This window comes from Mesorhizobium sp. ArgA1, from assembly GCF_053714375.1.
In genome coordinates this window covers 12,615-37,003 of sequence record NZ_JBSKBQ010000018.1, presented here as the reverse complement: position 1 = coordinate 37,003, position 24,389 = coordinate 12,615, and the positions used below count along the sequence as shown (strand labels likewise).

Sequence of the window (24,389 nt, the reverse complement as noted above, 5' to 3'; positions counted from 1 at the left end):
GCGGGTCACCACTCGTGGGTCGCTTGCAATAGGACCAAAGTTGACGGGACGCGGTATTTGCCATGCGGATCGGTTGTCGGGAGCCAGGGCTGCTTTTGCCGCCTGCGGCCTGGCCACGGTCTTGGCGCTCGGCCTTGGCTCGCAGCACGCACACGCTGCCGAACCGCGCTGGCCCCCCGGTCCTTACAAATACATCACGGTCGACCAGTCGGTGACAGACGCGCTGGTCGAGCTTGGCCGCAACATGCGGGTGCCCATGCGTGTCAGCAAGCTTGTAAAGGGACGCCTCAGCGCCGGCATGCCGGTGGGAACGGCCCGCGAGTTTCTGGAAGAGATCTGCAATCGATACGGGCTGGTCTGGCATTTCGACGGCATTGTCATGAACGTGGCAACCGAAGCCGAAATCCAGACGGAAATGATCCCGCTTGATGCAAACACGGCTGCCGGCGCGGAAGATCGGCTTTCGCGGCTGGGCGTCATCGATCCGAGGTTTCCGGTAAAGGCTTCCAAGCAAGACGACGTCGTCTCGGTATCGGGCCCACCCTCCTACATCGAACTGGTCAGGAAAACGCTCGGAGTTCCCGCGGCAACGGGCACGAAGCCGGAGCCGGGCAAGGTTGTTTCGGTCCGCGTTTTCCGCGGAAGGCAGGTGGAGGCGTATGATGTCCCCTCCGCCACGAAGAACTAGGAAACAGGAGGGCAGGTCCATGCAAATCGCGCCGATTGGAGCTCTGGAAGCTACGCTTGCAAACTTGACCACCAGCATAAGCTCGCAACAGCAGATCACCGCCGGCGCGGCGGTGCAGCCTGGCAACCGGATGGTCGGAGCCAAGCAGGAAAAGCACGACGCCGCGAAGGTCAACACGCCTGAGCGCGGTGATGTCGCCACACGGGCAGGTCAGCAGGTGGCACAGGCATCGTCCGGAGCCAATCCGGCAATGGCTGGACAATCCTCAAAACCGGAAAGGACAGAGCCGATCGTCGAACGCCAGCTCTTCGACTATCTGGCCGAGGCCGAGAAGGCAGGGGGCGGGGCGCTCACGGATCCGTCGGCACTGTTCGGCTCCGCCGTTAAGTCGTTGGAAGGAACCATGCAACAGGTCCAGAAGGCCCTTGGCCGGGCGAACGCCCCTGTGAACGCTGATGCGGCCACGGGGCAGGACGCTGCCGGCAAGGCGGCCCCGTCAGGCAAGGAAGGCGAAAATTCCCCGGAAAAAAATGCCGCGCAACTCCTCGAACGATCCATTTCGGTGATGTGGGCAGCCGCCAATCTGGAGGTGGTAACGAGCAGCGTGACCGCCGTCACGTCGTCCACCAGCACGCTGATCAAACAACAGTAAGCGCTACGGAGTGTTCGTGCCCACGCTATCCCTGCCGCGGCGGTCAACGCTATTTAGTCGATGCCGCGTGGCGTTGATTGTCATCGGCATGCTTGCGTTGCAGGCGTGTTCGGAGGAGCTCTATTCCAACCTCAACCAGCGGCAAGCCAACGAGATCGTGGCCACGTTGATGCGCCATGGGATTCCGGCCCAACGCGAGACCGCCAAAGATGGGAAACTGACGGTTTCCGTGCAGAAAAACCGGTTCGCCGAAGCAATGGCGATTCTGGATGAAAGCGGATTGCCCAAACAGGAATTCCAGACGCTGGGCGACGTGTTCAAGAGAGGTGGGCTCGTGTCCTCACCGGTGGAAGAGCGGGCGGCGATGATCTATGGCCTGAGCCAGGAACTGTCGCAGACGATCTCGGATATAGACGGCGTGCTTTCCGCGCGTGTTCATCTCGTCTTGCCCGAAAACGATCCGCTGAGACAGCAACTGGTGCCGTCATCCGCCTCCGTCTTCATTCGGCATCGCGCATCGGCTCCGATGAATGAGCTGATCCCACAGGTCAAGATGCTGGTGGCCAAGGGTATAGCCGGACTGACCTATGACAATGTGTCCGTCACCCTCATTCCGGTAACGGCGGCGGCCCCTGAGCAGGGAACCGGCGAGGCAGAACTCACGACGTTCCTCGGCCTCTGGCTGCATCCGGACAGCGTCGTCGCCGCGATGTGGCTGTTCTACGGCATGGCGGGGACCATACTCGCGTTGGCTGCCCGCCTGGCCTACGTGCAGTGGTACCGACAGTCCGGTGTCTATGCGCTCGAGGCTTCGGCAATGCCTGTGAAGAAGACATGACCCAGACCGGCTCGAAGCAACCAGCCAGCCTGGAATGGCAGGCATTCGTGTCCAACCTCGCATCCTATGTGGATGCGGCCAGGCTCGCGGAATGCTTTGACGGCCCGATCGGTGAGGCTGCCTGCGTGCGCATGCTGCAGTCGCGACGTCTGAATGAACGATTGTCTGAGCTTCTGATCGAGCGTCACGGGCTCTCTTCAGCAGTCGAAGAGCCGGCCGACGAGGTCGATCGAGCGATCGCCTTGTCCTCTGGCGAGGAACTGGAGGAACTTGCGCTTCGCGCCGGCGCGATCTACTGGGCCGGCAGTCTGGCCGCTGTCATTGTTGGACGCGAAGCGGCCGCGTGGCAGGCTGCGCTTGGCGCGGATCTCTGCGCTTTCGCGGTGGCCAACCGCGATCTGGCCGGTCCGATGCAGCAGTTGGAGCCCCTGGAGGACATCTACGCCCGTGTCTATGCCGACGGCCTGAGTTGCCTTGGCGCCTGGTGTCAGGCGATGCCTGGCGGGACGAGCATGCGGGTACGCCTCAAGCTGGTGCCGCACGAGCTTGTCGATCAGACGGCAGCCGAACCCTTTGCCGAGACTGGTCCCGCGATTGTTCGACGAGCGATGAGCTAGACGGGATGGCCGAACCTGGCAAAGCGACCGATGCCGTGCCGAGGCGACCTTACGCCCGGATTCTGCGCGCTGCCGAGGTGCGCGCGCTGCAAGACGGGCATGCCTTTCTCGATGAAGCAAGACGCGATGCGCAGCAGTTGCGTGACGCCGCTCGGCGAGCCTATGCGGCTGAATATGCGCAGGGCTATGAGGACGGCAAGGCGCAAGGCGATGCGGACGCCACGCGGTTGATGAGCGAGACGGCGGTCAAGGTGGATCGCTATTTTGGCGGGTTGGAAGCCGAAGTCATCAGCCTGGCCCTCGATGTCGTCAGGCGAATGCTTGGAGAATTCGATGTCAGCACGCTTGTCGCCAGGGCCGCAAGGCAGGCTGTGACTGAAATTCGCCGCGCCAAATATCTGAAAGTCCGAGTTCATCCCGCTTCCGTCGATAGGGTTCGCGATACGCTGGACGCGGTTCTGCGCGAGGGTGATCTCGGCATGACGGTCGAGATCGACGCTGATGACGCATTGGCAACCGGCGCCTGCATCGTTTCGACTGACTTTGCCGTCGTCGATGCGAGCATCGACGCGCAGCTCCAGGCTATCGCTGCCGCGATTGCGTCAAAGGCGGAGGTTCCATGACAGAGCCCGCTGTTGATATCGAACGCCGTCTGGCTTCCGTCATTCCCAACCTGCGTTCCGCCCTCCGCGACGACGCCAGCCGGCCCAGGAAAGGGCGCGTGCGGCGGGTCATCGGCACGGTCATCCATGCGACCGTGGAGGAGGCCCGGATCGGCGAGGTATGCGAAATGGTCGACCCCAGGACCGGCAAGACGACCAAGGCGGAAGTCGTAGGCCTCATGGACGAAATGGCGATCCTTGTTCCGCTGGGCGATCTGAGCGGTCTTTCAAGCCTGACAGAGGTCGTTGCGACCGGAAAGGACCAGCGTGTGCCCGTCGGTCCCGGGCTTCTTGGTCGGGTGATCAGCGCGCTCGGCGAACCCTTGGATGGCAAGCAGCTTTCGCCGGATGGCATTACCGGCAGCTATCCGGTCAACGCCTATCCGCCGTCCCCGCTCGAACGCAGTTTGATTTCCGAGCCGATCCAGCTCGGAATCCGCGCCCTCGACGGGCTGCTCACCTGCGCGCGTGGGCAGCGCGTCGGCATCTTCGGCGAACCGGGCGTCGGCAAGTCGATCCTGCTTTCCGACATCGTCAGCGGTACCGATGCCGACGTTGCCGTGGTCGCCCTTGTCGGAGAACGCGGACGTGAAGTGCGCGAGTTCCTCGACCATCAGCTTGGGCCGCAAGGGCGGCAGCGCGCAATCGTCGTTGTCGCGACCTCCGACCGGCCTGCCATCGAGCGCGTCAAGGCCGCCTATGTGGCGACCAGCATTGCCGAATATTTTCGTGACCAGGGCAAGCACGTGCTGCTTGCGATGGACAACATAACGCGGTTTGCCCGTGCGCAGCGCGAGATTGGCCTGGCCTCGGGCGAGCCACCGACGCGTCGCGGCTTTCCATCTTCGCTGTTCGCGGTCTTGCCGCGCCTGCTCGAGCGATCAGGCCCCGGCCGCGTCGGTTCCATCACCAGCCTCTACAGCGTTCTTCTGGAAGGCGACGGCACGCTGGATCCTGTCGCCGAGGAAATTCAGGCGCTCCTCGATGGCCATGTCTTCCTGTCGAACGAACTCGCGCAGCGGAATCATTTCCCGGCCATCGACATCCTGCGCAGCCGAAGCCGCCTCATGGATGCGGTTGTGCCGCCGGCACATCGGTCTGACGCCAGCCACCTGCGTGAGTTGCTTGCCCGCTACGCCGATATCGAACTTCTCCTGCGGGTCGGTGAATACAAGAAGGGCAGCGATGCCGTGGCGGACGAGGCGGTGGCGAAGATCGATGCCATCAATGCCTTTCTGCGACAGGCCTCTGCCACACACGAAAGCATCGAGAAGACGCGCCAACTCATGCGGGAAATCGTCAATGAAAGATCGTGACATGATCGCTCGATTGCGCGACCTCAGACGCCGTCGGGAAGAACGCGCGAAGGAAGGCGTGATCAGAAGGCACGCGGCTGCGCACCGGGCCGCGAAGGAGGTTCAGGCGGCGGCCGCCGCGGTCACTGAACACCTCCAGCGCACGGTTGACGCAGAAGAGGCAGCGTTCGGTTCGCTGGTTGGGCAGCCGGTAAAGGCTGCCAGCCTCCATCGGCTTCAGGGGCGTTTTGAAGTCGCCGCCAGAAAAACCGAACAGTTGCGCGAAAACGAGAAGATTGCCGGTGCCGCCCAGGAGCGACGGGAACAGGAGTTGTCGGCAGCCCGCAATGATCATCGTGCGAGCATGAAGGCCGTGACGAAGCTGGATGGACTGTTGGAGCATCTGACCAAACGCAGCGCGCGCCGTCGCCTGGCTCTTTCCGAGCTTGTCGAGGAAGAGGAACGCGCTCCGCTGCGCTTGCCTACAGAACAATAGCCATCCGTGATCGTGGATATGGAAGTGTAATGCCTCAGGCCCTGGCGTCGGCAAAAACGAAAGCGCGCGGAAAATCGGTGAAACAAACGGCCAGACTGCCGGGTGTCGGCGAACGGCTGACGTTGGAATCTGTCGCGGCCGTGAAAGTGGGGGCATTGAACGCCTTCTACCGCCGGCGCGCTCCCGCGCAGATCACCATCGCGGGGAAGGCAATGGCGATCGCTGCCGTCTGGCCGGCGGCGAACCCCGCGGACCAGCGGCTGTGCACGATTGCGTTCACCGTCGCAGACAAGGTCGCCAAATTGCGCCTGCCGCTTTCTGTCGTCGAACGGGCCTTCGCCAAGGCGGACGACGTGGTCGACATGAAACGACTGGCGCCCACTCACGCTGCACTGCTGCTGGAATCTGTATTCGAAGAGGACATCGAAAGGATCGAGGGCAAGCTGGGTGAGAGGATCGCGCTCACGTCGGTTGAACGAAGAGATACGGTCTCGGAGCAAACCCCGTTCGCTTTTGTCATGGTCGGCAACGGCGAAACGATAGACTGCGTGTTGAACACGACTGACGCCGGCCTGGCGGTGCGGATCGGCCGCCTTCTCGACGAGATCGGCAAAGAGACGCCCCCGATCTCGGCCGAATTCCCGCTGTCGGTCTGCCTTCGGCGTGGCGCGCTGACGATCACCCTTGGCGAGCTTCAAAGCCTGCAGCCCGGCGATGTGGTGCTTTTCAGGGATGTCGAGGAAGAACGCATGGCGGCACTCATCATTGCCGAGCGCCTTTATGCGCCGGTGACCTTGACTGCCGGTGGGCCGCAATTGCTTGCCGCGCCGACTGCAATCGCTGGATCGAATTGGGAGTGGACCATGAATCAGAACACGCCGCCGCCATCCGGCCAGACATTGGAAGAGTCGACCCTGGACGAGTTGCCGGTCGCGCTTGCCTTCGAGATGGGCCGCACGGCAATGGCTCTCGGGGAAGTCAGGCAGCTTGCGCCCGGAGCCATCGTTCCGCTCGCCGATGTGACGAACGAGACTGTCGACATCATAGCCAACGGCAAGCGTGTTGGTCGTGGCGAGATCGTGCGGATCGGGGAAAACCTGGGCGTGCGGATCGTCCGTATGTTCGACAATGCTTGAGAATTCGCCCAACCTGCTTGGGATTCTGATCGCTGTCGGCTTCGTCGGCTTGCTGCCGCTGGCAGTCGTCACGATGACCGGCTTCTTGAAAATTTCCGTCGTGCTGTTTCTCATCCGCAACGCGCTTGGCGTCCAGCAGATGCCGCCCAATCTGGTGCTCTACGGAATAGCGCTTGTGCTTACGGTCTATGTCACCACGCCGTTGCTGAGCGAAATGTCGGGCCGGCTTCAGGAGGGGCAGGTTAAGTTCCAGACCACGGACGACCTTGCCAGGGCCGCGCAACTGGTCAGGGAACCATTGCAGCGACATCTCATGAAATTTACCCAGCCGGAAGAACGGCGGTTCTTTCTCGACGGCACCAGTCGCCTGTGGCCGGAACAGGCGCGGCAGAATCTCAAGGACGACGATCTCTCGATCCTTGTTCCCGCCTTTGTCGCATCGGAGCTTACCCGCGCCTTCGAGATTGGCTTCCTGCTTTATCTTCCTTTCCTCATCATCGACATCGTTGTTGCGAACGTTCTGATGACGCTCGGCATGATCATGGTCTCGCCGGTTCTCATTTCGATTCCGCTGAAACTGTTCCTTTTCGTCGCCATTGATGGCTGGTCGCGGCTGATGCACGGCCTCATCTTGAGTTACGGCTGACACCGCGGGGTTTGCATGAGCAACGACTTCATCCTGGCGAAGGTCCAAAGCGCGCTTCTGACGGTGTTGCTCGCGTCCAGTCCGGCGATCATCGCGGCGCTGGCTGTGGGCATCCTAGTCGGTCTCGCCCAGGCGCTGACGCAGATTCAGGACCAGTCGCTGCCGCAGACGATCAAGCTCGTCGTGATCCTGTTGGTCATCATCGTCTTCGGCCCGTTGCTCGGCCAGCAGATCGCGGAGCAGGCCTCGACAGCGCTCGACGAATTCCCCGTCGTCACGCGCTGAGGCACGCGGATGCCGGTCGAACCAATCTTCGCGTCTGTCAGAGAGCTTCAGTTCTATCTTCTGGCAGGGGCTTTCGCGCTCGCACGCCTGACCGGCTTCATGCTCCTGATGCCGCTCTTTTCGCGCGTGCCGCTATCTGGGCTTCTGCGCAATGGCGTGGCTCTGGCGTTGGCGGTTCCGGTCTTTCCGATGATCGTGACCAGGCTGACGAACACCGACATCACGACAACGATGATCGTTCTGTACATGCTCAAGGAGGTTGTTGTCGGGGTGACGCTCGGGCTGGCAATGGGCATACCGTTCTGGGCGGCGGAGGCTGCGGGCGATATCGTGGACCTGCAGCGCGGTTCCACGATGGGAACCCTGATCGATCCGATGATGACCCATGAGACGAGTGCTACCGGCACCTTGCTCGCCGTCATCATGGTCACGGTCTACCTCGCGGCCGGCGGCCTGCAACTTTCCCTGACCAGCCTCTACGACAGCTATGGCCTTTGGCCGATCGACCAACTTCTGCCCGTATTCAGCAAGGATGCAGCCGGAATCTTCCTCAGTCTGCTGAACCGCATTGTAATGATGGCGCTGACCCTCGTGTTCCCGCTCGTCATCAGCATGCTCCTGTCCGACATTGTGTTGGCCTTCCTTGCGCGCGCCTCGCCGCACCTGAATGTTTTTGCGCTTTCGCTGGTCGTCAAGACGCTGGTTTTCAGCCTCGTCTTTGTCCTCTATGCGGCTTTCCTGCTCTTCTACATGAACCGCGACCTTGGCTTTTTGCACGAGGCAGGCCGTCAGATAGAAGCGATCGGCTGCCGTAGCTGTCAATGAGAGCGGAAGCTTTATGAGTAATTGCTAATAATAACAGAGGCGCCGGTTGGTCGACCAATAAATACAATTTATCGACGAGGAAAGATTCTGATAATTTGACAAGCGGCTGACCCGTCGATGATCTTACGCGCTCTCGACGTGTCTCTGAACATGCATACGCATCGGAATCCATGGCTCGCCAAACCACTTCATTGATCTATGAGGATTTGCGACTGGTCGATGCAGACAGGCTGCGCAGACTGGTCAGAATGGGCGCCTATGAAGGGCATACGGGAGGGCTTGCGCGCGGCAAGCTTCAGGCCAATGTTGCGATTGTGCCCCGCAGCTTCGCCGGCGATTTTCATCAGTTTTGCGTCCGCAATCCGAAACCCTGTCCTTTGGTGGGCGTGAGCCGTACCGGCAGCCCATTGCTCCCAGGCCTGGGTGATATCGATATCCGCACTGATGCGCCCCAGTACAACATCTATTGTTTCGGGGAGATGATCTGCCAGAAAACGGACATTATCGACCTGTGGCGGGATGACTTCGCCGCTTTCGCGCTCGGCAGTTCGCTTACCGTCGAAGCTGCACTTGCCGAAAAGGGCGTGAAACTCCGTCGCATCGGCTGCGGCAAAGCCTCGCCCAAGTTTCGAACCAGAATCGAGACGTGCCGCGTCGGACCGTTTGGTGGCGAAATGGTTGTCTCGATGCGGCCGGTGAAACAGTGCGACGTCGACAAGGTTCGCGCGCTTACCGCACGCTTCCCGCAAGCCCACGGCTCTCCCATCCATGTCGGAGAGCCCGCGATCATCGGCATAAGCGACTTGATGGCTCCCGACTGGGGCGATGCGGTCGAAATCCTGGAAGGAGAGGTCCCTGTTTTCTGGGCCAGCAGCCTGACCGCCCAGGACGCACTTGCTCGTGCCGAACTCGCGATTTCGATCACAGTGTCGCCCGGACACATGCTGATCACCGACGTGGATGCTCAAGCGCATGCCGGTCCTGTCGATAGTCTGCGAAAGCATGGAATCGCCAATCGGTGGAAATTGATCAATGAAATCAAAAGCTCGAATATTTGACGGTCCGCGGTGCCTGTGTTTGGCTAAAGCAAATTATCATTCAAGTTGGAACCCATGTCCGCTGAAGCCGAAGGCGTGGAACAAGCCTGGCGTCGTCGCCGAGCGTCCCATGACCGGCAGCATATCCCGCACATAGCCTTCGCAGCCGGACCAGGTGCGGATGACGGCGACCTTTGCGATTGCCGGCAGCAGCCGCGCGACGGCTCGCAACTGTGCCGGAAGGCACGTGGGGTCGGCGGTCGCGTGGCCGGGAACCAGGTCCACCGGCACCCTATCGGCCGCTCCACCGAAGACGATGTACCCCGCTCGACCTGACGCAGATACGCGCCATAATCCGCACCTGACTTCCCTAATTTTGCATTCCGGGTTCGTTCTAAGTAGCACTAAGGCCGGGTAGCCACTGGCAACAGCGGTATTTTAGGGAAACGTGATATAAAGACTTTTGGCGTATTTCGTTGGCAGGGAAGCCGTCCCTCAACGAGAGAAGCCTTATGCCAGCATTGCGCCAATCGGATGCGCCGACAGACTTCGGATCGAACGAACCCCAACATATCAGCGCGTCAGAGCAGTCTCTGCGGGAAAGAGTCCGACTTCTGGAGGCGGTGGTCGACAATTTTCCCGGCGGCATCTCCCTGTTCGACGACGATTTGCGGATGGTACTCTGCAACGACCAGCAAAGGTCGATGCTAGACTATCCTCCGGATCTGTTCCGCAATGGTTATCCGAATATGGAGGATCTGTTCCGGTTCAATGCCGAGAGAGGGGAATACGGACCGGGCTCGATCGACGATCATGTCGCATCTCGGCTTGAATTGGCCAAACAGCGAACGCCGCATAGTTATCAACGGACGCGACCCAACGGCATGGTGCTCGAAGTGCGTGGCGTTCCCCTCAGAGGGGGAGGATTCGTAACAACATACCTTGATGTGACGGAGCAGCGGCGCAACCAGGAACTCGTTGCCCATATGGCCCACCACGATCACTTGACCGATCTTCCCAATCGGGCGCTGTTCAACGATCGCCTGCAGCAGGCAATCGCAAAGACGAAGCGAAACGGCACCATGGCGGTCTTGTGTCTGGACCTTGATCGGTTCAAGCCGGTCAACGACCAGCTGGGGCACCAGGCGGGAGATGAACTTCTCAAACAGGTTGCCGGACGACTGCGTGCCTCGGTTCGCGATCACGATACGGTAGCTCGTCTTGGAGGCGACGAGTTCGCCATCGTGCAGACCGACATTCATCGGCGGTCCGATGCCGGGGTCCTTGCACGTCGTCTGGTGGCCGCGATGCACGAACCTTTCGCTGTACGTGGGCAGTCGGTCTCGGTCGGCACCAGCGTCGGAATCTCCGTTGCGCCCGACGATGGATTGTCATTGGACGACCTGTTGCGGAAAGCCGACCTGGCACTGTACCAGAGCAAGCACGGCGGTCGCGGCACATTCAGTTTTTACGAAGAGAAGTGAAAGGCGCCGAGGATGGTCGCGCCGACCTGAAACAGCAAACGGCTGCCTAAACCTCGCTCGAAAGGGTTCTTAGCGCCCGGTCGCGTTGCTCGGAATTTGCCTTGGTTGCAACCCCTTGGGCTGCCAGCGCCAGACCCTGGAGCGAATGTTCATATCCAACACCGCTTGATAGCTTCAGGAGCGGGACCCGCAGGCAACCGGGTCCTTTTCACGCGGTTAGTAGGTTACAGTAACGACTACCGTATCAGTGTAGACGCCCGGCGCAGGTGTCGTTTGCGGCGGCACACGACCATATACCGGGAGATTCTGCGCCGCCCCCGTACCTGTGCCGGCCACAGTGTTTGTGCCGATCGTGTTGCCCCACGGTTGGCTGCGATTCGTATCTCTATACAGCCCGTAGGTGACCACCTGACCGCCAAGTGTCATCAGTCTCGCGGTGGGACTGGTGCCCGTTAGACCATTTCCGAGACTCACGGTGTAAGCTGTGCCCGGCGTGCATGTCACAGAGACCTGACCGGAGGCGTCGACATTATTGCTCAGCACGCCTTTGGGCCCAAAATCGATATTCTGGGCGACGACCAGACAGTTTGCGGCAACTGTCGCTGTAACGTTGAAGCTCGGCCGCGCGATGGTGCCGGTCCCGGTCCCGCAAGAACTCGAAGTCGTATATCGGTAACGGAATTCGACATTGCTACCGGAAAAGCTCGAGAGATAGCTCCCTGTCGAGGCTGTCCCCTGACTGCCGAGAACGGCGCCATAAATTGTGGCGCTGCCAGTGCCTGTACCCAAACCACCAAGCGTCAGTGCGAAGGCAGGCGCGCGTGCTGTATAAGGCCAGAAGTAGGCGCCCCAGACGACGCTACGCGCCGAATCTGAATAGAGCTGATAGTTCAGAATGTTGGAACCGCTGAGCATCTGCCTGGAAGATGCCGTTGCCCCACCGCTGCCAGTACCGATATTCGGGCAGATCAGAATGCGTGCTGCCGGCGTGCCACTGCAATTGACGCTCATCGTCGCCGTGGAATTGGTCTGAGCCCCTGGCAGTGTATCAACTTGACCAAAACTCATGTCGGAGACGCCGAAGCTGCAGCTTTGCGCCAAGGCTGCCACCGGCATAAGGCAGATGAGGCCAGAAACGACTAAGCGAAGGAACCGAAGTGGGATCTTCACTGACATTTCACGTTCCTGATTGCCACCTGCGTGCCCGGGGCTGGCCGATATGAAAACTCCGCCCGACACGAAGTGCCGTCATCGAACTCGACGGCGGCGAGATTGCGTGCTTGCAGCCCCTGGATGTAGGTCTCGCCCTCGTAGCCGATGACGAACTCCTCCTTGGCACTTTCGATATGGCCCTTCGCCCCGGCGGGAAGTGCCTTGCCTTGAGCATCGACGAAGGACACAAGCGCCGCCTCTGACTTGTCCGAGACCCCAAAATCAAGAACGACGCCGCTGCGATCAGCCGGCTCGACCACTTCCCGTGTCTCTGGGACATTGGCATCGACCGGAAGGTTCTTGGGATCGATAGAAATCGTGTTGGGTTCGTAGGAGTTGAGGTCGGGCACCAGGAGTTTGCCCTGCCGATTGCTGACACCGACCGGCCTGTTCTGATGTTGGACCTCGACACCCGCAACGCCGACATCGACCACCGCGAACGCGTCATCGATACGGTTGGCCAGAAAAACGCCGCCGCCGGCGACGGCGACAGCGCCATCGACCTGGGCGGTTCCTCGGACACTTTTGTCGTATTGCTGGACACCTGCTTCGAAACGGGCCCACGGCGAGCGGTAGCTGACGGCTGCCGCGCGAGCTGGCGTATCACCCTCCGACGTCCTGGTGCGCCAGCCGATGCTGCCATTTTCGAGCTTCTCGGATTTGGCGATATCGGCAACAACCGACGCGCCATCTGGCCCTTGCTCCACGCCGGTCGAAGCGGTGACGTCCCTGCCGATCGGCACCGAGATGCCGGCAAAAACCCCAAAGCTCTTCTTGTCGTCCAGGTCGGTAAACGCGGTTGCATACACCGTGCTGTCCTTGAACACCTGCTGACTGTAGGAGAGACCAACGATTTGGCTTTTGTCGCCTCCGGCGCTTTCGATTTGCGCATATGACAGATTGAGACTTGAGAAATCGATCGGAAGAGGCACGCCAAGCGTCACCTGGGAGAGCGCCCTTGGAACACGGGTGCTGAAGATCGGCAATTCGCCGGGGCCTGGGATCAAATTTGCTTCGGCAGTGACCGAAGCAATATCCTGATAGTCTCCGAAGGCACGTTGGATGCGCCCATAGACGGACCAGCCTTCATGGCTCAATTCGATCGATGCGTTGACGAGGCCGCCTGTCTGCCCGCCAGAACGGCTGATGGCGGTCGCAATCGACGCCGCTCCATATGCACCCAGGGGGAATGCAGCGCCGGCGCCGCCATTGACGAGGTCTTGGCCCGCTTCAAAATGGCCTTCCAGGGTGAGGGAATTGGTCAGCCCGTAACGGGCACTTAGTGAACCATAGATGCGATTGTCATAGTCGTCGGATTCGATTCCGAAATTGCGCCGCGGGTACCCGATTTCTGCCGAGAAATCGAGAAGCCCCTGTCGCAAAAGCATGCTTGAATTGTAGAATGGTAAGGTTGCTGTCGTCTCTCGCCCGAGACTGTCTCGCAACACGATCTGCGCTTGGCCCGATCCTGTAAACACCGGGAGATTGGTTACCTGGAACGGCCCGGCGGGAATGTCGCTTGTGTAGGTTTTGACGTTCTGGGCATAGACCTCAAGGGTAGAAGGAACCGCTGCCGTTCCGGAGAAGCTTGGAAGCGGCAAGGTCACGAGATCGGAACGCAGCGAGAAATTGCGCTGCACCTGAAGCCCACCGAGATAGACTGGCCGCGTCCACGACAGACCACCGGAGACAAAATCCCCGGCCCGATAGGTCAGCAGCCTCTCGGGATCAGAATAGCTCCAGGTCGTGTTCAGGCGCGTCAGGCCGTCGAAGGTGCCGTCGGTCAGACTGGCTATAAAGCCTTGACTCAACGTGCCGTAGGGGCTGAAAAGGCGCGCGTCGAACCCTCCCGAAACGCCCCGAAAGAGCTGCGCGGTCCGATCCATCAGGTCGTCGGTGCTGGCAAACAGCGTGTAGTTCAAGACACCGCCGTACCCCGATTGCGGTTTTATGCGATCCTGTTTTTCCGGGGTGGAAATATCGATGACGCGTGCGGAGCGTGCTTCATCCGTGGTCCTCACATAAAGCCGCTGCGTCGCCTCATCGATTTGAAAGGAGACGTCAGGAAGCTGATCGACCCGCACCAGCCCATTGGCGTCGATAGCCGCGTCGATGGGCTTCAGTCCAACTTCTCGCAACTCGTCGGGTGTCGCCGCCAGCCCCCCGTCCGGCAGCTCTTTAAAGGCCCCGATCAATTTCGTGGAGGCGTCGTTGATGAAGACCTCAAGATAAAGGTCACGGCCCTCGGTTGGGGCCGTGTTGGATTCGGTCGCCTTAGGCTCCGGTAACAAATCTTCTGCGTTGACCGGCGAGGATGAGAGAATAGCTAGGACGACAGCGATCGCGATCCTAGCGGCCCTTGACTGCGACATCGGCATCGAACGGTCCAAAATCGCTCTCGGCCGAGAGCGCAACCGCCCCGTTCGATGGCGATTTTCCCGGTATCGGCCACTGCATGGTCGCGCCGCCCAGCACGTAGCCGACCAGGCCCTGACGGCTACTAAGCCTCCGTCCATCTTGCGTGAGCTTCAGGTCCGATATCCTGAGCCGGCTGTCGCCCGAATTCCGAGCAGTTAGCACAAGAGCACCGCCATGGCGCGACAAACTCCAGGAGACCTTGGGAGCTGAAGCGTCCGGGTTCCTAAAAAAAACCGGAACAGAATACCGAAGCACGAGATTCACGGTTCCGGCTTTCTTCAATGACGGGTCCGGGAGCTCATCGACTATCACCCGGTAGCTTTCCTCTGCCGCAACGGGTGTCTTTGATACCCGAACGATGCGCACCACATAATCGGCGCCTGGGCCTAGTGTCGTGGCTGGGGGGCTGGCGACCACCGCGTTGGTAGGCCCAAGACGTTCAGCCCCTCCCTCCTGGGTCCAGCGGAAAACACGCACCTGGACGTTGATCGGCCGCTTCGCATCATTTCTCAAATTGAGAACGGATGCACTGTCGGGTGCCAGGAGTTCCAGATTTGTTGGTGCCACTCTCAAAGAGGCGGCTTCGGAGAGGACGCTGCCAGCCAACAGAAATGCTGCAGCGCCGATGCTTGCCAGCATAGAACGCATGTGACCTCCTTGTTCAGTTGGTCAATAAGTTTCGGACGTTCAATAAGTGACGGTGATTTGCACTGTGTCGCTGTAAACGCCAGCGCCCGGGGTTGTCTGCGGAGGCACGCGACCGTATACCGTGAGCGGTTGAGCCGCGCCGTTACCGGTTCCGGCTACCGTGTCGGTTCCAACGGTGATCCCCCAAAGCTGGGTTCGCGCCGCATCGCGGTAGAGCGTGTAGTTGACGACGGCCGACGCCGGCCCCGTCATTTTGCGAACCGCCGTCGTTGCGCCCGCGCCGGCGCCGACGCCCAAACCAACGTTGTAGGGTGTGCTGTTGGTGCATTGCACCGAGATGGTGCTCGTCTGGTCGACATTGGCATCAATGACGCCCTTCGTGCCGAAGTCCAGATCGGTCGCTGTCTGAACCTTGCATTCGGCCTGGATCGTTATCCGGACGGCCATGTTGCCGGTGGCCGTGGCCGCAAACGAAGGGTGAGACGTCAGCAACAGAGCTGAAAGGATGGCAAGAGACTTGGTTCCGCGCATGCGACGCTCCGCTGGTTCCCGCTATCCGCGCATATACGCGAAAGTCAAGATTGCTATGCCCCGCCACCCACCGATGTCTCATGTGTGTATAACTATTTCGTTAATCTGGCACAACCCCATACATCGGTTCCGCTTCGACGAGTTGGTTGAAAGAAACATAAGATAATTGGAGTTAACGGGCGCTGATCCCATAAGAATTCTCAAAGTAAGCTTGGCGAAACCTTACAGGTGTTACAATTATCAGAGGTAGAGTGAGGTTAACGCCGATCTTTGTTATACTATTGTTCGTATTTCTTTCTAGTCGCTATCGTTTAGATCTGTTCAGCGGGACGAAAAAGGCAACTTCCTAGTTTATTGAACTGCCGTGAAAGTTGTGCCCGGTTGTCAATAGCACAAGGTGAAAGTCGCCCCGCGTCTCAAGGCCACAAACGACGATGACGAAACATATCGGCAACGCAGCATGCAGGCATTTAGTGGATCTGATTCGGCGGTCCGCTAGCTGCGGCCCGCCCGAGACCAGGGTGCCTTCGTTTAGATATTGCTAATATTCTTCCGGAGGCGCAAAGTTTGATCGCGCTCGCCGTCGCTCGCATCTGAAGCTGCCGGGAGGCAACTATGCGCGCTGGAATGCTGTGGTTGATGTGTTTCTGTTTGCTCCCGCTGACATCGCAGGCGGCAGCCATTCATGACGCCGCCAAGAAGGGCGACGTTGCGGCGGTCGCGGCAGCACTCGACTCGGGTGTTGGCGTCGATGAAAGCGACGGGAGCGGGACACCACTCTATCTTGCTGTCAGAGCCGGGCATCTCGCGGTAGCAAAACTGCTCATAGAACGCGGTGCCGACGTCAACGCCGCCCCGACGCCAGCCTTGGGTCCTGCCCTCATGCCGGCTTTGGCTAAACGCAGGATCGATCTGATCAAACTGTTGCTGGATGCCGGCGCAAATCCGAATTCGCCGCGCAACCGCGAAAACGCCATCCACATCGCAGTCACTGCCGGTTGTCTCGACTGCGTAAAGGCACTGGTCGAGGCCGGCGCGGACGTGAATGCGAGGACGAAGGACGGCAAAACGCCGCTCCATTTGGCAAAACTCAAGGGGCGCCGCGAAGTTGCCGACTATCTCTTGTCTCACGGCGTGATCTTGCCGACACCAGCGCCGATTTCGGCGAAGTTGGCTTCTGCGGATGTCGAAAAGGGCCGGAGCACCTTCACTCACACATGTGGCGGTTGCCACAGTGTCGAGCCACAGGGAGGAATCAAGACGGGACCGAATTTGTGGGGGGTCGTCAGCCGCGACAAGGCATCTGTGGCAAATATGCGTTACTCCGAGGCCTTGTCGAGCTGGGAGGGTGTGTGGACGTACGAGGACCTGAATAAATATCTCTTCGGGCCTATGCTAACCACGCCGGGCGTTTACATGGAGGTCCCGGGTCTTCCGGACGAAACTGAGCGAACAAACGTAATTGCCTACTTGCGCACACTCAGTGATAAGCCGATCCCGTTGCCCTGACTCATCGACAGCAAATCCTCTGTCAAGCTGATAAGCAGGCCGGGCCGCTCCTGTTTCGCCAGGACTTGGTTCTACGAAGGAGACGAGCAAGGCGCATCTCATCTCGGTCGACAAGCTCACCCGCAAACTCATTGCTGACTACTCCCAACACGAAAGCTGCCCGGCCATTAGCGGGGGAAAACGTCCGAACAAGGTTCTGCTGCAGACTTGCGAACACCCCCCAACAGACTGTCGGGCCGCTGACGGTGCAAGATGAATGCCGGCAATTCTCTCCTGAAATGTGACTGACACTCGCAGGCGCATCGCGAGTCGGCCTGGGCGTTTTGCCTAACCCGCCAAATCTGACGCGCGATCCTCGAGCGTACACATGATCGCTTCATAGACGCTTGCGATCTCTTGATCGATCTCTTGGTGCGTCATGCCTTGGACCTCGGCAGCCCGCACGGCGTCGGCCGCCATGGTGGTCACGACAAGGGCGGGGTCTTCAATTCGCGGCGGCAGATGGTCGAGCATCCATCTGCGTAGAAAGTCGGCGGCGCGCCTGCTCATATTCTGACCTGCTTCAACCCGGGGCAAAATGGGCGAGCTCCTCGACCGCTTCCTGGATGCCGTGCGCTGCCGCGCGCTCGAGCCAAAGGCGGCCGGCCACCGGGTTGCGCTCTCCGGCAAGACCTCTGGAGAGATACCGGCCCAGCATGAATTGGGCCTGTCCGTGCTCACGTTCGGCGGCGGCGGCAAACCATTTCTGCGCCGCCACCTGGTCGATGGGCAGGCCCTCGCCGGAACTGTGCAGCACCCCCAAGGCAAACATTGCCCCAGCATGACCGTCGGCGGCGGCCCGTTCGAACAGCTTCACGGCGGCCTCCGGCAAACGCTTGCCGCCGCCCCCGTTGAGCAGCATCTCCGCAAGTGCCACTTGGGCGTCGAGCACGCCACCTTCGGCTGCCTCGGCAAACCAGGCGCGGGCGTGGTGCGCGTCGGCCACCACGCCACGCCCATCCCTGAGCATGCGCGCATACATGTATTGAGCCTCGGCCACGCCTTCGGCCGCGCGCCTTAGCCACTGCGCAGCCTGACCTTCGTCCTGGCGTACACCGACGCCCTTGGTGAAACAGAGCCCTAGATTGAACGCAGCGGTCAGGTCGCCCGACAATGCGGCAGCCTCGAACCATCGGGCTACACTTGCAGTATCTGCCGGCTCGCCAGCCCCTTGAAGCACGAGGTTGGCCAGGTCTACTTGTGCTTCCTGGTTCCCGCTGGCCGCTGCAGTGCGCAGCCAGCGTGTCCCCTCTTTCTCATCCCTGACAACACCGTTTCCCGTCAAGTACAGGGATGCCAGTGCGCGCGCGGCGGCCTGGTGACCCGCCTCGGCGGCCCGTCGATACCATGTTGCGGCTTCCGCAAAATCCGGTGGCCGGCTCTTGGCGTTACGATCACCCAGGAAGTGGGCTGCCTCGACGTTGCCGGCCAGCGCGGCGCGCCGCATCCACGCCTCCCCGGCCACGGGATCCGGATCGACGAGGCTCCCGTCGATCAGCCCCAGCCCTAACCGGTACTGGGCCGAGGGAAGGCCTTTCTCCGCAGCTTGCTGATAAAGCCGCGCGGCCGCAGCAAGATCGCTCGTGACTCCGAACCCATGTTCGGTGAGGACCGCGAGAAGGTAGGTTGCGGTCGGCAGGTCGGCATCTGCCGCGCGCCGTACCTCGTCGGCGATCCTGCTCCGTTGTTCCGGCCTGCCGCGCCGGGCCAGCGAGAGGGCAAGGCCGAGACTTCCTTCGGCGCAGCCAGCTGCGGCCGACTTTTCGTACCAGCGCTGCGCAGCATCCGCATCCCGCATCGCCTCGGGGCCGCTGGCCAGAATGTAACCGAGGATCGCCTGTCCCGTTGCCGAGCCTGCCTCGGCCGCCTTGGTGGCAAAACCGAGCGCAGCGGCGAAGTCAGGTTCGCCAGAGTAATCTCGTTCGAAAAGACTCACGGAGCCGGCATCGCGGCCGTCAGCATCCGCGGGCACCAGCCCGGCCAGATAGAGGGCAGCCAGAAGAGCCTGCGCGTCAGCACTTCCGTGGTTCGCCGCCCGCAGCAGCCAACGCCTGCCTTCCGCCCGGCTCGCCGGCACGCCTGAGCCCTCTAGATAGCAACGGGCGACCCGATACTCGGCATCGACGAGACCGGCGCGTGCCGCGACCGCCAAGTGCGGAAAGGCTTCTGCCGGCTTGTCGCTGAGCTGGATTGCCCGGCGCAAGGCCGCTGCCGGGAAGGCGCGATCGGTCAGCCGATTCAGGATTGCCATCGATGCGACCCTCCGTAGTCCAACTGCGCTAGGGTTCCCGCATGGCTTCCTGGCCGATCGGGAGCATCACGCCAAGAATGTATTTGAGCACGGTGCGCCGGCCGACTTTCACATCTGCCGTCACCGGCATGCCGGGGCTGACCACGAACCCGGCGGGCACGTCGTGCAACGCGACCTGGTCGATGGAAATCCGCGTACGATAGAACGGCTCAGCATCCGAAGGCAGCATGGCCCGGGAGCTGTTCTGATCGCGCACTTGGTCTCGTGCCGAGAAGGAATCAGGGCTGAGCGCTCGTACGGAGCCGTGGGCGAGGCCGTATTGGGAATAGGGAAAGGTGTCGAACTTGATGACCACCGGATCGCCGACATGAACGAAGCCGCTGCTCCGGCCGACGATGTTTGTCTCGATCTCGAGAGGCGCGTTGACCGGAACCAGAGTGATCAAGCGCTCACCAGACTGCAGAACCGACCCAACCGAAACCTTCGCCACCGACTGGACGATAGCGTCGGCTTCGCTCCGCAGTTCGACCAACTGCTTGCGCAGCTTCGCCTTGTTGAGGAGTTCGCGGGCGTCGGACAGTCGCGAGTTCGCCTCCGACAGGCTCTGCGAGACTTCCGCTCGCCAGCTCTGAATGTAGCCGTTGCGGTCGGCAGCCGCCCCCGCCTGCTGGCGTTTGGCGGCTTCTGTTGTCTGCTCGGCATTGCTGAGCGAGCGGGACATTTCCGCCCAGTTGTCCTCGGCGAGGAGCGTATTGAGGCGACTTCCCACCTGTCTTGCTTCCAGCTGTTTTCGCATCTGTTCGATCGAGGCCGCGACTTTGAGCCGCTGGCGATAGCCTTCCGCATCAGATTGTGATCGCGAGATCACCGAACTGAGTTCGTCAAGCTGTCGGTCAAAACTATCCAGCTTGGAGTCATAGACCGCCTTACGGCGCTCGAAGATGGACGCCTGCAGGGTCCAGCTTGGATCGAGACCGTCATAGTTGAAGGCTTGCCCGTCGGCCTCTGCCTTCAACCGAGCCACTTCGGCCTCAAGCGTCGAGACCTGAATTGCCAGCGACTGGAGGTCGGCTGAGGCAAAGGTAGCATCGAGGCGGGCAAGCAATTGACCGGCTCGCACATTCTGTCCTTCGCGCACGTCGATCGAGCGAACGATCGCCGTCTCCAGTGGCTGCACAATGATGTTCGGCGATTGTGAGACCACTAGCCCTCTGGTCGTCACCACCTGGTCGACGGGGATCAACCCTGCCAGGGCAATCAAGGCGATCACCAAACTCGAAATAACCCAGACGATGCCCCGCGCCGCTCGCGGAATTGGGGCATTGGCGATCGCCGTCGACGGCCACTGGAATTCGAGGATGGCGGGTGTGGTCGGATCGTTCGTTTTGGTTCGCTGCCAGCGGGCAGGGCGGATGGCGAGTGAGGTGCTGCTGCTCATGGCTTGCTATCCCATTCCACCTTCATGCCGCCAAGCACTTTGGCGCCGGTATGGACCGCCGATTTGCGGGCGATCCTCGGGCTCACTCGATCGCAAAGTGACATCGTCAATCCAGCCGCGACGGTACGGCCACCGGACGGCCGGCACGGCCGTCGAGGTGCCGGTTCTGCTGCAACCACAGTTGCCTGTAGAGGGGGCATCGTTCGAGCAGGGTCGCGTGCGGTGCCACGTCGAGTACCTTACCTTGCTCCATTACCAGGATCTGGTCACACTCCGTGAGAGAGGAGAGCCGGTGCGAAACGATGATCATCGTGCGCCCGCTGGCGATGCGCATCAGGTTGTTGCTGACGACCGCTTCGCTCTCCGGGTCGAGTGCGCTGGTCGCTTCGTCGAGGATGAGGATGGTCGGATTGTGGATGAGGGCGCGCGCGATCGCCAGCCGCTGCTTTTGACCGCCCGACAGATTGGGCGATCCTTCCTCGATGTAGGTGTCGTAGCCATTGGGCATTCGTTCGATAAATTCTTCGGCGCCGGCCAGATGCGCGGCACGCATGGCGTCGGAAAGCGTCAGGCCTGCGCGCCCGGCAATGATGTTGTCGCGGATCGACCCGCGGAACAGGAAATTGTCCTGGAGCACCACACCGAGCCCCTGGCGCAGGTGGCGCAGGTTGAATTCCTTGAGGTCGACACCATCCAGCTTGAGGAATCCGCTATAGTCTCGGTTAATCCCCTGCAGGAGACGCGCGATCGTCGATTTTCCCGACCCGCTGCGCCCGACGATGCCGAACATGGATCCTGCCGGAATGTTGAAGCTGACCCGGTCGAGCGCAGGCGTCTTCGTACCGATATAGCTGAAGGTCAGATCGCTGAACGTGATCTCGCCGACGAGCCTTGGTCTCAGGCCGAGGGAATTCGAACTGCTCTCCAGCGGCCGGTTCAGGACAGACGCCGCCTCGCCGATCGCTGCCCCGACCTCCTCGTAGTCTTCGATCAGTCGTGCAAGCCCGACGAGGGGTTGTGCGACGCGCTGGGAGATCATCATGAAGGCGAACAGGCCGCCTACCATATATCCCGAACTGTCGTTCATCGCGAGATAGGCGCCGATCAGCATAGTGCCAAGCACCATGGCACGTTCGATCGGCGTAACCAGGGTCTGCGGCCAGCTGGCGAACTGGCCGAAGGCCAGGCGCGCCCTTCCCGACTCCGCCACCTGCTCGTCCCAAAGCGCCTTGCGTTGCGGCTCGAGACCAAGTGCCTTCACGGTCTTTATCCCGACAACAGTTTCGCCGAGCGCTGCGGCTTTCCATGTCTCGGCTTCGATCACCCGCTGGTACCTCCGGCGCATCGGCTTGAGGAAGGCGAGAATGATCACCACGATCACGCCTGCGCAGGCGATCACGATCCAGGCGAGCTTGGCGTTGATGTAGAACATCACCGGTATCAGCACGCACAGCGTAATCAGGTCGAGCAACGTGCTGAGCAGTTTGCCGGTCAGGAACTCGCGGATGCGATAGACTTGGGCGAGACGGTACATCGTCTCGCCGGCCGGATGACGCTCGAAATAGTCCAGCGGCAGGCGCAGGAGCCGACTGAAAACGTGCAGCTGCAGTTTGGTGTCCAGACGCGCGCCGACGACGTTGATGATCAATCGCCGCGCGTGGCCCAGGAGCGTCTCGTAGGCGAAGACAACGGCAATTATGGCCGATAAGAGCAACAGCGTGGAGACACTGTTGAACTGAAGCACCTTGTTGACGACCGTCATGACGATAAGCGGCGGCAGGATGGTAAGCACGCTGAGCGTGAACGAGGCGATAGCGACGTCGCGGAGCGGCCGACTTTCGAGCCGCACCAGTTCGACGAGCCAGCCGAGAGTGAAAGGCGCATCCGCCGCTACAGAGGATCGCGCCTGTCGCAGCAGCACCGCCTCGCCCGTCCACACCTGCGACAGCCGCAACTCGTCGATCGCGGTGGATTGACCATCATCAGCCGCGTCCGCGCTTTTGAGGAAGACTAAGTTGCGCTCCGCACTCGCGCCGATGAGGAGCCCCGCGCCCCCATCGTTGAACAACAGAACGACCGGTCCGGTGTCCTGAAAGCGCAAGAGGTGAGACCAGCGAACGCGGACGGCGCGAGACCACATACCGCCATTACGGGCCCATTCTGACAGATCAGTGGAGGTTGGAAACGGACTTGCACTTGCCGCCCTGAATTCCTTCGGGTCGAGCTCGACCCCGTAATAGCGGGCGACCGCGAGGATTGCCTTGAGGCGCGGCCCGACCTGGTCAAACTCGGCGGGGCCACCCGGCGTCCGCCCCACTGCGCTCTCGCCGCCGGCCTTGCCGGTCCCGTCGGCTTCGGTGTCGGTGCGGATTCGGACGGGCTGGTTTTCGGCGTTCAAAGGGATGCTCACCATGGTCTTCCCTTCCGGCACGCAAGCCAAGGTCCAGTCGTGCCCAGGGCAGACCGTCCCCGTCGGGATTTCCGGCGGCACTGACTACACCTTTGGCCACTCGCTCGCACGAGCCCTGTGTCCTTTCGGAAATGGTGAACGCGCAGGCTTTGCTCTCTCGCAAAGCCCGCGCGACCATTTCTTACCCTTGGACCGGCCTCTATCGTGGTTTGTCCGGTCACCATTCCTGCTCACTCATGCGGCTTCAGAATATCCTTCAGAGCCTTCTTCACTGTCTCGTCGGTGTTGGCATAGCCGGCACCTTGCTTGGTCTTGTCCGAAATCAGGTCGGTGCTCGCACCCACCGGCTTGTTCTGGTTCTGACCAAATCCCCTGATCGTGTTGAGGACATTCAGGAGGTCGGTCGTCACCGAACTGGCCGCCAGGCCGACAAGCTGCCGGAACGACGCATGGCTGACTGCACCACTGTCGGTCGAGCCGGATTGCAGGAACTGCGTCGAGTCCTTTAGGCCCAGCGTACTGGTCGTGAGGTTGGCTTTGTGACCAGGGCCGTTTTCGGCATTGTTATGGTTCCCGGAATTACCAGGTGCATCCTGATCTCCATTGCCAAAGCCGTTATTGCCATGGTGGTCACCAGTCTCACCGCCCGGGCCGGTCGCTCCGGTATCGCCTGTTGCTCCCGTCGAGCCAGTCGCACCAGTAGAGCCAGTCGCTCCGGTGGAACCAGTCGCACCGGTCGAGCCTGTGGCACCAGTCGAACCAGTCGCACCGGTCGAGCCGGTTGCCCCGGTCGAGCCAGTTGCACCAGTCGAGCCAGTCGCTCCGGTTGCCCCAGTCGAGCCAGTCGCTCCGGTTGCCCCAGTCGAGCCAGTCGCTCCGGTTGCCCCAGTCGAGCCTGTTGCCCCGGTCGCGCCAGTCGCTCCGGTTGCCCCAGTCGAGCCAGTCGCTCCGGTTGCCCCAGTCGAGCCAGTTGCACCGGTCGAGCCTGTGGCGCCGGTCGAGCCAGTCGCTCCGGTCGAGCCTGTGGCACCGGTCGAGCCTGTGGCGCCGGTCGAGCCAGTCGCTCCGGTCGAGCCTGTGGCACCGGTCGAACCAGTCGCTCCGGTCGAGCCAGTCGCACCGGTCGAGCCAGTTGCACCAGTCGATCCAGTCGCTCCGGTCGAGCCGGTCGCTCCGGTCGAGCCTGTGGCACCGGTCGATCCAGTCGCTCCGGTCGAGCCGGTCGCTCCGGTCGAGCCTGTGGCACCGGTCGATCCAGTCGCTCCGGTCGAG

At 61.1% G+C, this 24,389-nt stretch carries 24 protein-coding genes and 1 pseudogene; 14 read left to right on the top strand and 11 right to left on the bottom strand.

Annotation, left to right across the window (positions count from 1 at the left end; all coding sequences use genetic code 11):
* Window positions 1-73: 73 nt before the first annotated feature.
* From ACWGTI_RS27055 to ACWGTI_RS27000, 12 genes are all read left to right on the top strand, one after another.
* Entirely contained in the window at window positions 74-688 is a 615-nt protein-coding gene (locus tag ACWGTI_RS27055) for a type III secretion protein (protein WP_454589952.1), read from the top strand.
* A gap of 19 nt (window positions 689-707) precedes the next feature.
* Entirely contained in the window at window positions 708-1,340 is a 633-nt protein-coding gene (locus ACWGTI_RS27050; protein WP_454589951.1) for a hypothetical protein, read from the top strand.
* A gap of 67 nt (window positions 1,341-1,407) precedes the next feature.
* Window positions 1,408-2,178: a type III secretion system inner membrane ring lipoprotein SctJ gene (sctJ, locus tag ACWGTI_RS27045; RefSeq protein ID WP_454589950.1), complete on the top strand. Its 771-nt coding sequence runs from the start codon at window positions 1,408-1,410 to the stop codon at window positions 2,176-2,178.
* Complete coding sequence (locus ACWGTI_RS27040) at window positions 2,175-2,795, top strand: SctK family type III secretion system sorting platform protein (RefSeq protein WP_454589949.1); 621 nt, start codon at window positions 2,175-2,177, stop codon at window positions 2,793-2,795. The genes sctJ and ACWGTI_RS27040 overlap by 4 nt, the downstream gene beginning before the upstream one ends.
* Before the next feature lie 5 nt (window positions 2,796-2,800).
* The gene (gene sctL / locus ACWGTI_RS27035) at window positions 2,801-3,418 is read left to right on the top strand and encodes a type III secretion system stator protein SctL (protein ID WP_454589948.1); all 618 of its coding nucleotides are present in this window, start codon (window positions 2,801-2,803) and stop codon (window positions 3,416-3,418) included.
* Complete coding sequence (locus tag ACWGTI_RS27030) at window positions 3,415-4,773, top strand: FliI/YscN family ATPase (protein ID WP_454589947.1); 1,359 nt, start codon at window positions 3,415-3,417, stop codon at window positions 4,771-4,773. The genes sctL and ACWGTI_RS27030 overlap by 4 nt, the downstream gene beginning before the upstream one ends.
* Window positions 4,760-5,248 (top strand): hypothetical protein, encoded by a 489-nt coding sequence (locus ACWGTI_RS27025; protein ID WP_454589946.1) that lies wholly within the window; start codon window positions 4,760-4,762, stop codon window positions 5,246-5,248. The genes ACWGTI_RS27030 and ACWGTI_RS27025 overlap by 14 nt, the downstream gene beginning before the upstream one ends.
* 29 nt (window positions 5,249-5,277) lie before the next feature.
* Window positions 5,278-6,384 (top strand): type III secretion system cytoplasmic ring protein SctQ, encoded by a 1,107-nt coding sequence (gene sctQ, locus ACWGTI_RS27020; RefSeq protein WP_454589945.1) that lies wholly within the window; start codon window positions 5,278-5,280, stop codon window positions 6,382-6,384.
* The gene (gene sctR / locus ACWGTI_RS27015; RefSeq protein ID WP_454589944.1) at window positions 6,377-7,030 is read left to right on the top strand and encodes a type III secretion system export apparatus subunit SctR; all 654 of its coding nucleotides are present in this window, start codon (window positions 6,377-6,379) and stop codon (window positions 7,028-7,030) included. Before sctQ ends, sctR begins: the two co-directional genes overlap by 8 nt.
* Before the next feature lie 15 nt (window positions 7,031-7,045).
* A complete protein-coding gene (locus ACWGTI_RS27010; protein WP_023758730.1) occupies window positions 7,046-7,315 on the top strand; it encodes an EscS/YscS/HrcS family type III secretion system export apparatus protein in 270 nt (89 codons plus the stop codon).
* 9 nt (window positions 7,316-7,324) lie between these two features.
* Window positions 7,325-8,140: a type III secretion system export apparatus subunit SctT gene (gene sctT, locus ACWGTI_RS27005; protein WP_454589943.1), complete on the top strand. Its 816-nt coding sequence runs from the start codon at window positions 7,325-7,327 to the stop codon at window positions 8,138-8,140.
* 170 nt (window positions 8,141-8,310) lie between these two features.
* Complete coding sequence (locus ACWGTI_RS27000) at window positions 8,311-9,198, top strand: D-glutamate cyclase family protein (protein ID WP_454589942.1); 888 nt, start codon at window positions 8,311-8,313, stop codon at window positions 9,196-9,198.
* 42 nt (window positions 9,199-9,240) lie between these two features.
* Here ACWGTI_RS27000 and ACWGTI_RS26995 read toward each other — a convergent pair.
* Window positions 9,241-9,533, bottom strand: a pseudogene (locus ACWGTI_RS26995) (NAD(P)/FAD-dependent oxidoreductase); the annotation flags it as partial.
* A gap of 156 nt (window positions 9,534-9,689) precedes the next feature.
* Between ACWGTI_RS26995 and ACWGTI_RS26990 the strand changes: the two are divergent.
* Window positions 9,690-10,661 (top strand): diguanylate cyclase domain-containing protein, encoded by a 972-nt coding sequence (locus ACWGTI_RS26990; protein WP_454589941.1) that lies wholly within the window; start codon window positions 9,690-9,692, stop codon window positions 10,659-10,661.
* 216 nt (window positions 10,662-10,877) lie between these two features.
* On the opposite strand, the gene ACWGTI_RS26985 is transcribed toward ACWGTI_RS26990, so the two are convergent.
* From ACWGTI_RS26985 to ACWGTI_RS26970, 4 genes are read right to left on the bottom strand one after another with little or no spacing between them, the layout of a single operon-like run.
* Entirely contained in the window at window positions 10,878-11,837 is a 960-nt protein-coding gene (locus ACWGTI_RS26985) for a Csu type fimbrial protein (protein WP_454589940.1), read from the bottom strand.
* Window positions 11,828-14,251, bottom strand: coding sequence for a fimbria/pilus outer membrane usher protein (locus ACWGTI_RS26980; protein ID WP_454589939.1), 2,424 nt, complete (start codon window positions 14,249-14,251; stop codon window positions 11,828-11,830). Before ACWGTI_RS26980 ends, ACWGTI_RS26985 begins: the two co-directional genes overlap by 10 nt.
* Window positions 14,223-14,939, bottom strand: a complete 717-nt coding sequence (locus ACWGTI_RS26975) for a fimbrial biogenesis chaperone (protein ID WP_454589938.1) — start codon at window positions 14,937-14,939, stop codon at window positions 14,223-14,225. The genes ACWGTI_RS26980 and ACWGTI_RS26975 overlap by 29 nt, the downstream gene beginning before the upstream one ends.
* A gap of 39 nt (window positions 14,940-14,978) precedes the next feature.
* Window positions 14,979-15,470 carry a Csu type fimbrial protein gene (locus ACWGTI_RS26970; RefSeq protein WP_454589937.1) on the bottom strand — a complete coding sequence of 164 codons (492 nt, stop codon included), beginning with the start codon at window positions 15,468-15,470 and terminating at the stop codon, window positions 14,979-14,981.
* Between the two features lie 615 nt (window positions 15,471-16,085).
* On the opposite strand from ACWGTI_RS26970, the gene ACWGTI_RS26965 reads away from it, so the two are divergent.
* Complete coding sequence (locus tag ACWGTI_RS26965) at window positions 16,086-16,979, top strand: ankyrin repeat domain-containing protein (RefSeq protein ID WP_454589936.1); 894 nt, start codon at window positions 16,086-16,088, stop codon at window positions 16,977-16,979.
* A 327-nt stretch (window positions 16,980-17,306) separates the two neighbouring features.
* Here ACWGTI_RS26965 and ACWGTI_RS26960 read toward each other — a convergent pair whose 3' ends face one another.
* From ACWGTI_RS26960 to ACWGTI_RS26935, 6 genes are all read right to left on the bottom strand, one after another.
* Window positions 17,307-17,528: a hypothetical protein gene (locus tag ACWGTI_RS26960; protein WP_454589935.1), complete on the bottom strand. Its 222-nt coding sequence runs from the start codon at window positions 17,526-17,528 to the stop codon at window positions 17,307-17,309.
* 13 nt (window positions 17,529-17,541) lie between these two features.
* Window positions 17,542-19,269 (bottom strand): SEL1-like repeat protein, encoded by a 1,728-nt coding sequence (locus ACWGTI_RS26955; RefSeq protein WP_454589934.1) that lies wholly within the window; start codon window positions 19,267-19,269, stop codon window positions 17,542-17,544.
* Window positions 19,270-19,297: 28 nt separating this feature from the next.
* Window positions 19,298-20,707, bottom strand: coding sequence for an HlyD family type I secretion periplasmic adaptor subunit (locus ACWGTI_RS26950; protein WP_454589933.1), 1,410 nt, complete (start codon window positions 20,705-20,707; stop codon window positions 19,298-19,300).
* A gap of 106 nt (window positions 20,708-20,813) precedes the next feature.
* Window positions 20,814-23,198, bottom strand: a complete 2,385-nt coding sequence (locus ACWGTI_RS26945; RefSeq protein ID WP_454589932.1) for a peptidase domain-containing ABC transporter — start codon at window positions 23,196-23,198, stop codon at window positions 20,814-20,816.
* 149 nt (window positions 23,199-23,347) lie between these two features.
* Entirely contained in the window at window positions 23,348-23,527 is a 180-nt protein-coding gene (locus ACWGTI_RS26940; protein ID WP_454589931.1) for a hypothetical protein, read from the bottom strand.
* Window positions 23,528-23,756: 229 nt separating this feature from the next.
* Window positions 23,757-24,389 (bottom strand): hypothetical protein (locus ACWGTI_RS26935; protein WP_454589930.1); only part of this gene is annotated, 633 nt, incomplete at its 5' end.

What these genes read in the sequence shown, in the direction of transcription:
- ACWGTI_RS27050 (WP_454589951.1), top strand. Translation starts at nt 708, where the DNA reads ATGCAAATCGCGCCGATTGGAGCTCTGGAAGCTACGCTTGCAAACTTG.
- ACWGTI_RS27040 (WP_454589949.1), top strand. Translation starts at nt 2,175, where the DNA reads ATGACCCAGACCGGCTCGAAGCAACCAGCCAGCCTGGAATGGCAGGCA.
- sctL (WP_454589948.1), top strand. Translation starts at nt 2,801, where the DNA reads ATGGCCGAACCTGGCAAAGCGACCGATGCCGTGCCGAGGCGACCTTAC.
- ACWGTI_RS27030 (WP_454589947.1), top strand. Translation starts at nt 3,415, where the DNA reads ATGACAGAGCCCGCTGTTGATATCGAACGCCGTCTGGCTTCCGTCATT.
- ACWGTI_RS27025 (WP_454589946.1), top strand. Translation starts at nt 4,760, where the DNA reads ATGAAAGATCGTGACATGATCGCTCGATTGCGCGACCTCAGACGCCGT.
- sctQ (WP_454589945.1), top strand. Translation starts at nt 5,278, where the DNA reads ATGCCTCAGGCCCTGGCGTCGGCAAAAACGAAAGCGCGCGGAAAATCG.
- sctR (WP_454589944.1), top strand. Translation starts at nt 6,377, where the DNA reads ATGCTTGAGAATTCGCCCAACCTGCTTGGGATTCTGATCGCTGTCGGC.
- ACWGTI_RS27010 (WP_023758730.1), top strand. Translation starts at nt 7,046, where the DNA reads ATGAGCAACGACTTCATCCTGGCGAAGGTCCAAAGCGCGCTTCTGACG.
- sctT (WP_454589943.1), top strand. Translation starts at nt 7,325, where the DNA reads ATGCCGGTCGAACCAATCTTCGCGTCTGTCAGAGAGCTTCAGTTCTAT.
- ACWGTI_RS27000 (WP_454589942.1), top strand. Translation starts at nt 8,311, where the DNA reads ATGGCTCGCCAAACCACTTCATTGATCTATGAGGATTTGCGACTGGTC.
- ACWGTI_RS26990 (WP_454589941.1), top strand. Translation starts at nt 9,690, where the DNA reads ATGCCAGCATTGCGCCAATCGGATGCGCCGACAGACTTCGGATCGAAC.
- ACWGTI_RS26985 (WP_454589940.1), bottom strand. Translation starts at nt 11,837, where the DNA reads ATGTCAGTGAAGATCCCACTTCGGTTCCTTCGCTTAGTCGTTTCTGGC.
- ACWGTI_RS26980 (WP_454589939.1), bottom strand. Translation starts at nt 14,251, where the DNA reads ATGCCGATGTCGCAGTCAAGGGCCGCTAGGATCGCGATCGCTGTCGTC.
- ACWGTI_RS26975 (WP_454589938.1), bottom strand. Translation starts at nt 14,939, where the DNA reads ATGCGTTCTATGCTGGCAAGCATCGGCGCTGCAGCATTTCTGTTGGCT.
- ACWGTI_RS26970 (WP_454589937.1), bottom strand. Translation starts at nt 15,470, where the DNA reads ATGCGCGGAACCAAGTCTCTTGCCATCCTTTCAGCTCTGTTGCTGACG.
- ACWGTI_RS26965 (WP_454589936.1), top strand. Translation starts at nt 16,086, where the DNA reads ATGCGCGCTGGAATGCTGTGGTTGATGTGTTTCTGTTTGCTCCCGCTG.
- ACWGTI_RS26960 (WP_454589935.1), bottom strand. Translation starts at nt 17,528, where the DNA reads ATGAGCAGGCGCGCCGCCGACTTTCTACGCAGATGGATGCTCGACCAT.
- ACWGTI_RS26955 (WP_454589934.1), bottom strand. Translation starts at nt 19,269, where the DNA reads ATGGCAATCCTGAATCGGCTGACCGATCGCGCCTTCCCGGCAGCGGCC.
- ACWGTI_RS26950 (WP_454589933.1), bottom strand. Translation starts at nt 20,707, where the DNA reads ATGAGCAGCAGCACCTCACTCGCCATCCGCCCTGCCCGCTGGCAGCGA.